This window comes from Streptomyces fuscigenes (assembly GCF_021556455.1).
GTDB lineage: Bacteria > Actinomycetota > Actinomycetes > Streptomycetales > Streptomycetaceae > Streptomyces > Streptomyces fuscigenes.
The window spans coordinates 1-5,838 of sequence record NZ_JAKGCV010000355.1; the positions used below are offsets into that span (position 1 = coordinate 1).

Annotated in this window: 5 protein-coding genes and 1 pseudogene; all 6 read left to right on the forward strand. The window is 73.4% G+C overall.

The features are described from left to right. Window positions 1-105: 105 nt before the first annotated feature. Window positions 106-888 carry an aldose epimerase family protein gene (locus L1885_RS22175; protein ID WP_235798929.1) on the forward strand — a complete coding sequence of 261 codons (783 nt, stop codon included), beginning with the start codon at window positions 106-108 and terminating at the stop codon, window positions 886-888. A 10-nt stretch (window positions 889-898) separates the two neighbouring features. Continuing rightward, window positions 899-1,447 carry an orotate phosphoribosyltransferase gene (gene pyrE, locus L1885_RS22180; RefSeq protein WP_235798930.1) on the forward strand — a complete coding sequence of 183 codons (549 nt, stop codon included), beginning with the start codon at window positions 899-901 and terminating at the stop codon, window positions 1,445-1,447. Window positions 1,448-1,532: 85 nt separating this feature from the next. Further along, window positions 1,533-2,564 carry a class II fructose-bisphosphate aldolase gene (fbaA, locus tag L1885_RS22185; RefSeq protein ID WP_235798931.1) on the forward strand — a complete coding sequence of 344 codons (1,032 nt, stop codon included), beginning with the start codon at window positions 1,533-1,535 and terminating at the stop codon, window positions 2,562-2,564. A gap of 262 nt (window positions 2,565-2,826) precedes the next feature. Next, window positions 2,827-4,341, forward strand: a complete 1,515-nt coding sequence (locus L1885_RS22190; RefSeq protein WP_235798932.1) for an MFS transporter — start codon at window positions 2,827-2,829, stop codon at window positions 4,339-4,341. 2 nt (window positions 4,342-4,343) lie between these two features. Beyond that, complete coding sequence (locus L1885_RS22195; RefSeq protein WP_235798933.1) at window positions 4,344-4,757, forward strand: DUF3151 domain-containing protein; 414 nt, start codon at window positions 4,344-4,346, stop codon at window positions 4,755-4,757. A gap of 170 nt (window positions 4,758-4,927) precedes the next feature. After that, window positions 4,928-5,701 (forward strand): annotated as a pseudogene (locus L1885_RS22200) (tryptophan 2,3-dioxygenase family protein); the annotation flags it as partial. Window positions 5,702-5,838 lie beyond the last annotated feature (137 nt).

Sequence of the window (5,838 nt, forward strand, 5' to 3'; positions counted from 1 at the left end):
GTCCGCGAGGGGTGCACCCGCCCGCCGCGTCCGGCCGGGGGCGGGCGCCCGGATCCGCGCGCGGGGCGGGCGCGGCCGGGGCGGGGGCGCAACTACGCTGCTGGCGTGAGTGATCTGAAACTTTCCGCCGGCGACGTGACCGTCGGGATCGCGCCGGACAACGGCGCCCGTGTCAGCAGCCTCGTCATCGGCGGCACCGAACTGCTCCGGCAGGGCCCCCGCTACGGGTGCTTCCCCATGGTCCCGTGGTGCGGCCGCATCGCGCAGGGGCGCTTCCGCAACGGCGGCACCCAGCACCAGATGCCGCTCAACTCCGGCCCCCACGCCATCCACGGCACCGGCCGCGACACCGCCTGGCGGGTGCGGCACGCCGACGAGACGTCCGCGACGCTGACGTACGAGCTCGGGGACCCGTGGCCGTACGCGGGGCTCGTCACGCAGACCTTCCGGCTGTCCGAGGGCGCACTGGAGCTGACGCTGGGCGTCGAGACGCGCTCCGACTCGTTCCCGGCGCAGGTCGGCTGGCACCCATGGTTCCTGCGCAACCTGGGCGGCGAGGACGCGAGCCTGGCCTTCGCGCCCGCCTTCCAGCTGGAGCGCGGCGAGGACCACCTGCCGACCGGCCGCCGCATCGAGGCGCGGCCGGGCCCGTGGGACGACTGCTTCGGCATGCCCGACGGCGTCGAGGCCACGCTGACCTGGCCCGGGCAGCTCGCGCTGACCGTGTCGAGCCCCGCGCGCTGGGTCGTCGTCTACGACGAGCAGGCGGAGGCGGTCTGCGTCGAGGCGCAGTCCGGCCCGCCGAACGGACTGAACTCGGAGCCCGAGCTGGTCACGCGCCTGGAGCCGGTGGAACTCGCCGCAACGTGGTCGTGGGAGCGCCTCTAAGCTCGGACCCATGACCTCTACGAACGACGCCAAGGGCGAGCTCCTCCAGTCGATCAAGGACCTCGCCGTGGTGCACGGCAGGGTGACGCTCTCCTCCGGCATCGAGGCCGACTGGTACATCGACATGCGGCGCGTCACCCTCGACGGGCACGCCGCGCCGCTCGTCGGACAGGTGATGCTCGACGCGACCGCCGACCTGGACTACGACTGCGTCGGCGGCCTCACCCTGGGCGCCGACCCCGTCGCCACGTCGATGCTGCACGCCGCCGCCGCCCGCGGGCGCCGCCTCGACGCCTACGTCGTGCGCAAGGAGCAGAAGCAGCACGGCATGAAGCGCCGTATCGAGGGGACCGAGGTGAAGGGGCGCCGCTGCCTGGTCGTGGAGGACACGTCCACCACCGGCGGCTCCCCGCTCACCGCCGTCCAGGCCGTCCGCGAGGCGGGCGGCGAGGTCGTCGCCGTCGCGGTGATCGTGGACCGGGGCGCGGCCTCCGCGGTGGCGGACGCCGGCCTGCCGTACGTGCCCGCCTACACCGCCGCCGACCTCGGCCTCGGCTGAGTCTGGAAGGATACGGGGTGACGATGACGTCGCCCCCAGGTCAGGGACCCACCTCAAACCGCGCACATCACAGAGGAGCGGCACGATGCCCATCGCAACCCCCGAGATCTACGCCGAGATGCTCGACCGGGCGAAGGCAGGCAAGTTCGCCTATCCCGCCATCAATGTGACGTCGTCCCAGACCCTGCACGCCGCGCTCCGTGGTTTCGCGGAGGCGGAGAGCGACGGCATCATCCAGATGTCCACGGGCGGAGCCGAGTTCCTGGGCGGCCAGTACAACAAGGACATGGTCACGGGCGCCGTCGCCCTGGCCGAGTTCGCGCACGTCGTGGCTGCGAAGTACGGCATCACGGTCGCGCTGCACACCGACCACTGCCCGAAGGACAAGCTCGACACCTACGTGCGCCCGCTGCTCGACATCTCCGCGGAGCGCGTGCGGGCCGGCCGCAACCCGCTCTTCCAGTCCCACATGTGGGACGGCTCCGCCGAGACGCTCGCCGACAACCTCTCCATCGGCGAGGAGCTGCTCGCGAAGGCCGCCGCCGCCAAGATCGTCCTTGAGGTCGAGATCACCCCGACCGGCGGCGAGGAGGACGGCGTCACCCACGAGATCAACGACAAGCTGTACACCACGGTCGACGACGCGCTGCGCACGGCCGAGGCGCTCGGCCTGGGCGAGAAGGGCCGCTACCTGCTGGCCGCCTCGTTCGGCAACGTCCACGGCGTGTACAAGCCCGGCAACGTCGTGCTCCGCCCCGACCTGCTGAAGGACCTCCAGGAGGGCGTCGCCGCGAAGTACGGGCGCGCCGCGGGCAGCCAGCCGTTCGACTTCGTCTTCCACGGCGGCTCCGGCTCCTCCGAGGAGGAGATCACCACCGCGCTGGGCAACGGCGTCGTCAAGATGAACCTCGACACCGACACGCAGTACGCGTTCACGCGTCCCGTCGCCGACCACATGCTGAAGAACTACGACGGCGTGCTGAAGGTCGACGGCGAGGTCGGCTCGAAGAAGACCTACGACCCCCGCACGTGGGGCAAGGTCGCCGAGGCCGGCATGGCCGCCCGCGTGACGCAGGCGTGCGAGTCGCTGCGCTCGGCCGGTACGCGCCTCAAGTAGACACCTGCCCACCCGCACCACCCGCATCACCCGCATCACCCGCACCACCCGCACCACCCGCACCACCCGCACCACCCGCACGGCGCTGCCGGCCGCCCCGCGCGGGCGGTGCGCCGCCGGACCCCGGGCCCGGCCCCGACGACATCGGAGCCGGGCCCCCGCCGTGCGCCGAGGCGTGGCGCGCGGGTTGTTCCCGGCCTGTTCGCGGCCCGATCGCGCCGGGGCGCTCGCCACACGGGCCCCCGACGGGGATGATCCCCTCATGGACATCCGCCTGTCCTCGGGCAAGGGACGCTGGGTCATCCTCACGACGGTGCTGGGTTCGAGCATGGCCCTGCTCGACTCGACCGTCGTGAACGTCGCGCTGCCGCACATCGGCGACGACCTGCACACCGACCTGGGCTCGCTCCAGTGGATCGTGAACGCCTACACGGTCACGCTGGCGGGCCTGATCCTGCTGGGCGGCTCGCTCGGCGACCGCTACGGCCGCCGCAACGTGTTCGTGCTCGGCGTCGTGTGGTTCGCGCTCGGCTCCCTGCTGTGCGGGGTCGCGCCCAGCGCGCCCGTGCTGATCACGGCCCGCGCCCTCCAGGGCATCGGGGGCGCGCTGCTCACCCCGGGGTCCCTCGCGATCATCCAGGCGAGCTTCCATCCCGACGACCGCTCGCGGGCGGTCGGGCTGTGGTCGGGCTTCGGGGGCATCGGGGCGGCCGTGGGGCCGTTCGTCGGGGGCTGGCTCGTCGACGGGCCCGGCTGGCGCTGGGTCTTCCTGATCAACCTGCCGCTGGCCGCCCTCTGCGTGCCCGTCGCGCTGCGGCACGTGCCGGAGTCGCGGGACCCCGAGCACCACGGCAGGTTCGACGTCCTCGGGGCGGTACTCGGCGCCGCCGCGCTGGCGCTCGTGACGTACTCGCTGATCGGCAAGGTGTGGTGGGCGGGCGCCGCCGGCGTGCTGGCCGGGGTGGCCTTCGTCCTGGTCGAGAAGCGGCGGCCGGACCCGATGCTGCCGCTGTCGATCTTCTCGTCGCGCCAGTTCACGACGGTCAACCTGGTGACGCTGTGCGTCTACGCGGCCTTCGGCGGGTTCTTCTTCCTCGTCACGCTGCAGCTCCAGGTGGTGGCGGGCTACTCGGCGCTCCAGGCCGGCACGGCGCTGCTGCCCACGACGGGCCTGATGCTGCTGTTCTCCGCCCGCTCCGGGCAGCTCGCGGACAAGATCGGCCCCCGCATCCCGCTGACCGTCGGGCCGCTGCTGTGCGCGGTGGGGATGCTGCTGATGCTGCGCATCGGCGAACACGCCTCGTACCTGGCCGACGTGCTGCCCGCGCTGCTCGTGCAGGGCGCGGGGATGGTCGCGCTGGTCGCGCCGCTGACGGCGACCGTGCTGGCGTCGGTCGACACGGGCAAGGCGGGGCTCGCCAGCGGCGTCAACAACGCGGCGGCGCGGGCGGCCGGGCTGATCGCCGTCGCGGCCCTGCCGCTGCTCGCGGGCATGGGGCCGGAGGCCTACCGGTCGGCGCCGAAGTTCGACCACGCGTTCCACAAGGCCATGCCGATCTGCGCGGGCGTGCTCGTGGTGGGCGCGCTGCTCGCGTTCCTCACCGTGCGCAGGGCGCCCGCCCCCGCGCTCGGCGCCGCACCCGCGCCGGAGACCGAGTGCAAGGTCTACTGCGGCGTCACGGGCCCGCCGGTGGAGCCGGCGCGCGAGGTGGCGGCCGCGGTGTCCGACGAAGGGGACACGCCGCCGCCCGCGCCGCCGGCGCAAGGCAGACTGTAGGCATGTCGATCCACGAGAACCTGCTGGGGGGACCTCCCCCCACCCATCTGCCCGACAGCCCGGAGCCGCGCGAACTGCTCGCCGGGGGCGCGTCGCCCGCCGACGTCGCGGCGAAGTACCCGACCTCGTCGCTGGCCTGGGCGCTGCTCGCCGACGACGCGTGGACGGGCGGCCGGGTCGTCGAGTCGTACGCGTACGCGCGCACCGGATACCACCGCGGGCTCGACGCGCTGCGGCGCGCGGGCTGGAAGGGCCACGGCCCGGTGCCGTGGGAGCACGAGCCGAACCGCGGCTTCCTGCGGGCGCTGCACGGACTGGCCCGGGCCGCGCAGGAGATCGGCGAGAGCGACGAGTACGAGCGCTGCTCGACCTTCCTGCGCGACTCGTCCCCCGCGGCGGCCGAGACCCTGGGCTGACCGAGGGCCCTGCGGGTGGGGCCGGAGGGGTGCGCCCCGACGGTCCCCATCGCGCCGCCCCGGCGGGCCGGCCGGGCGCGGATTATCATGCGCCGTGGGGACCGGGGCTCCGCGATCGCGTGATTGCGGGGCGGAGCGGACCGCTACCCGGGATGCCAACGGAGACAGTGATGTCCGACGACCCCGAGACCCCGAATCTCGACTTCGCGGGGACGACCCCGTACGAGGACTACGTCCACGCCGACGTCCTCACCCACTCCCAGCAGCTGCGGTCCGACGATCCGGGCGAGATGGTCTTCCTCGTCACCACGCAGGTCATGGAGCTGTGGTTCACCGCGATCGTCCACGAGTGGGAGACCGCGTGCCGCGCCCTCGACGAGGACCGGCTGCCCGACGCGATGGCCGCGCTGCGCCGCTCCGCGCACGAGCTGGAGGCGCTGAACGCCTCGTGGCGGCCCCTCGGGCAGCTCACTCCCACGCAGTTCAACGCCTACCGCGGCGCCCTCGGCGACGGCTCCGGCTTCCAGTCCGCGATGTACCGCCGACTGGAGTTCCTCCTCGGCGAGAAGTCCGCGTCGATGCTCGTGCCGCACCGGGGCTCCCCGCGCGTCCACGCCGAGCTGGAGAAGGCCCTGGAGCGGCCGGGCCTGTACGACGTGGTGCTGCGGCTGCTCGCGCGGCGCGGCCTGCCCGTCCCGGCCGAGGCGCTGGACCGCGACCTGACGCGCGCGTACCGGCCGTCGGAGGGCGTGGAGCGCGTGTGGGCGGCGATCTACGCCGATCCGGACCGGCACGCGGAGCTCGTACGGCTCGGCGAGGCGCTCACCGACGTGGCCGAGCTGGTGTGGCGCTGGCGCAACGACCACCTCGTCGCCACGCGCCGCGCGATGGGATCGAAGCCGGGCACCGGCGGGTCGGCCGGTGTGGCCTGGCTGGAGAAGCGGACGACCGCCGTGGTCAGGGGACGGTCCAGCGTCGGCGCCTACGGCGAGATCCGAATCGCTTTCACACTGGAGGGTTCCTGGAAGCCGCTGGTGTGGATGATCCGGACTTCCGCCTGGGGACTGATCTCTGCCAGCAC

Bases quoted from the DNA above. Each gene is read 5' to 3' on its own strand.
- pyrE (WP_235798930.1), top strand. From the start codon at position 899: ATGACCTCTACGAACGACGCCAAGGGCGAGCTCCTCCAGTCGATCAAG.
- fbaA (WP_235798931.1), top strand. From the start codon at position 1,533: ATGCCCATCGCAACCCCCGAGATCTACGCCGAGATGCTCGACCGGGCG.
- L1885_RS22190 (WP_235798932.1), top strand. From the start codon at position 2,827: ATGGACATCCGCCTGTCCTCGGGCAAGGGACGCTGGGTCATCCTCACG.
- L1885_RS22195 (WP_235798933.1), top strand. From the start codon at position 4,344: ATGTCGATCCACGAGAACCTGCTGGGGGGACCTCCCCCCACCCATCTG.